Raw genomic sequence first — 2,418 nt, forward strand, 5'->3', positions numbered from 1 at the left:
CTGAACTTTAGAGAGACCGGCAGTAGGGGCGAATCGGTGTGTCGCCACGCAAGACAGGCACGGAACCCGAAGATCATTGGCTTACCACAGTCAGTAACCTTCGGAGGGTTCCGTGCCTGCCGTCCCATCATCCCTGCTCGAACCGATCTGGGGCGAATTCGACGCGCTGCTCACCGCCCACCACGGCGGCCCGCGGCCGGAGTTCCACCCCGATCATCCCCTGGGCTGTCACCGCCGCCGGATCCCCGACCGGGTGGTGTTCGAGCATGTCGTAGCCGCGCTGGTACACGGCTCGGGCTACGAACGCATCGCCACCCCCGGCTGCTCGGACCGCACCATCCGCCGCCGGGTGACCGCCTAGGCGAAGACCGGACTGGCCCAGAAGCTGCACGCCCTCACGGTGGCCGCCTACGACCAGATAATCGGACCGGACCTGGAGAACCTGACCGCGGACGGCTGCATCACCAAGGCCCCCTGCGGCGGTGACACCGCCGGCCCGTCCCCGGTCGACCGACGCAAGGGCGGCCTCAAACGGTCGGTGGGCACCGACGGCGCCGGTGTCCCCTCGGGCTGGTCTCCGCCGGCGCGAACCGGCACGACTCCCCGCTGCTGGACCCGACGATCGAACAGATGAACACCCAGGTCGGTGTCCTGCCCGCCGGCGCCACGATGCACCTGGACTCCGGCTACGACGGCCAGCCCGTCCGCGACGTACTCGCCACCCACCAGCTGGTCGGTGGCGTCGTCCCCATACCCGCCCACTGCCAGGTCCAGATAATCCGTGAGCCCGAAGGCCCCCAGCTTGACTTCGGCGATGGAGTGCAGGTTTCCGGTCACGACGGACTGCACCACGCCGTCGGCAACCACCGCCGTAATGGCTTCTTTGGCACCGGGCAGGCTCCGGCCGCGCCTCGCATCCGGTCCTGGAGCTGCTCTGACGCCGACAAACTCCGCGTGATCGGCCTGCTCAGCTCCGTACGCCCTCAGCGAGGCCCGAATGGCCCACGATGCCGCCCGGGCTGCCGCCCAGGCCCGGACGGCTGTGGCTCCTTGCGCTGGGGCTGGAGCTGACGCGGCGGTAGGGCCGGCTGGGGGCGACGCGCCGCCTGTCTGGGGCTTCGAGGCGTTGCTGCGCGAGCTCGTCGACGAGCGGACCTATCCGCGGCTGCACCGCATCGCCTGGGCGGGCGAGATCGGCGGCGGCCCGGCGGGCTTCGAGGAGACCGAGGAGTTTCTCTTCGGCGTGGACCGGATCCTCGACGGCATCGCCGCTCTCATCGACCGAACCTCGGCAGCCGGCGGGACGTTGGGCATCGGCTCGAGCTGAGCGACCGCCGCGGTGATGGCACCATCCCGCGCGGCGGCTACCCGGCCCTCCCCAAGCGACGGCGGAGGCCCAGGTCAAGGCGGACCTCAACGATCTCGCGATCAGCAGCCCGCATCGGCGAGCTCGTCGAGGTCCTCGGCGACCCCGGCCATCCGGAACACGACGAGCGCCTGGAATGGCTGGGCCTGCGGGACGCAGGCGAGTTCGACGCAGGCGAGTTCGACCCGGTCGAGTTCGACGCCGAAGACGTGAACAAGGCGCTGTCGACCATCCAATAACACCTCGGTCGGCAGGTTGACGCATCCCCCGGTACCGGCGGCGCCGCGGCGTCTCCGGCCCACGTGACGCACAGACGCCTGGACGACACCTCGTTGCCAGACCCGTACCGCCGGTGGATTCTTGGTCACCTCACCACACCACCTCACCACCTCACCACCTGAAATTCGGGGGAACTACATGCCACCGGACCCGACAGACGTCACTCATCCTGCCTTTCTCGCCAACTATCTTGCTAGCCTTCCCCGGCCGGAACACGTACATGGCGACCCGGCCCGCAGTGTCCGCGAGGACGACTTCGACGGTCACCACGTCGTCATCACGACCACCTACGAGATCACCGTCGACGGCCAACCACTGAAGGCCCACATTGGGGTTTCCAACGACGGCACGGCACACTGCCACGGCCTGCCCAACTATCAGATCCCCTCGGTCGTCGACCTGGTACGCCTGATCATCACCGCCTTCCCCGAGGAGTTCTCCCCCGGGGCCTCTGGCGACGACCATGGCCCGCACGGCGATCCGGGCGAGCACCATCACCACGACGCCCACGACGCCCACGACGAGCTCCCGGAAGGGGCATGACATGGCGGTCGTCCGGCGCGACATCCTTCTCGACGACGACGCGAGAAAGGCCTATATCCGCGGAATCAAGCTCCTCAAACACGAACCTACGACGCTGCGCACGAATCAGTTCGGCATCCCCGATCCGAGCCGACCGGTACGGACCTACGACCTGTTCGTCATCCAGGGCCGCGCAGAGATCACGCTACGTTGTGATCGGTGACGTTTTGTAGACGTGCTGTGGGGTGACT

4 protein-coding genes and 1 pseudogene are annotated in these 2,418 nt (G+C 68.0%); 4 read left to right on the forward strand and 1 reads right to left on the reverse strand.

What is annotated here, in order from left to right:
• Positions 1-112: 112 nt before the first annotated feature.
• Positions 113-768, forward strand: a pseudogene (locus AC08ON_RS12635) (transposase); the annotation flags it as partial.
• 274 nt (positions 769-1,042) lie between these two features.
• A complete protein-coding gene (locus AC08ON_RS12640; protein WP_476617034.1) occupies positions 1,043-1,327 on the forward strand; it encodes a hypothetical protein in 285 nt (94 codons plus the stop codon).
• Between the two features lie 101 nt (positions 1,328-1,428).
• On the opposite strand, the gene AC08ON_RS12645 is transcribed toward AC08ON_RS12640, so the two are convergent.
• Positions 1,429-1,734, reverse strand: a complete 306-nt coding sequence (locus AC08ON_RS12645; protein ID WP_476606230.1) for a hypothetical protein — start codon at positions 1,732-1,734, stop codon at positions 1,429-1,431.
• 49 nt (positions 1,735-1,783) lie between these two features.
• On the opposite strand from AC08ON_RS12645, the gene AC08ON_RS12650 reads away from it, so the two are divergent.
• Complete coding sequence (locus tag AC08ON_RS12650) at positions 1,784-2,188, forward strand: hypothetical protein (RefSeq protein ID WP_476606229.1); 405 nt, start codon at positions 1,784-1,786, stop codon at positions 2,186-2,188.
• Position 2,189: 1 nt separating this feature from the next.
• Positions 2,190-2,390, forward strand: a complete 201-nt coding sequence (locus AC08ON_RS12655) for a hypothetical protein (protein WP_476617035.1) — start codon at positions 2,190-2,192, stop codon at positions 2,388-2,390.
• Positions 2,391-2,418: the final 28 nt, after the last annotated feature.

This window comes from Frankia sp. CoWAU3 (assembly GCF_977971855.1).

Excerpts from the sequence above, each read along its gene's own strand:
- AC08ON_RS12650 (WP_476606229.1), top strand. The coding sequence starts at position 1,784 with ATGCCACCGGACCCGACAGACGTCACTCATCCTGCCTTTCTCGCCAAC.
- AC08ON_RS12655 (WP_476617035.1), top strand. The coding sequence starts at position 2,190 with ATGGCGGTCGTCCGGCGCGACATCCTTCTCGACGACGACGCGAGAAAG.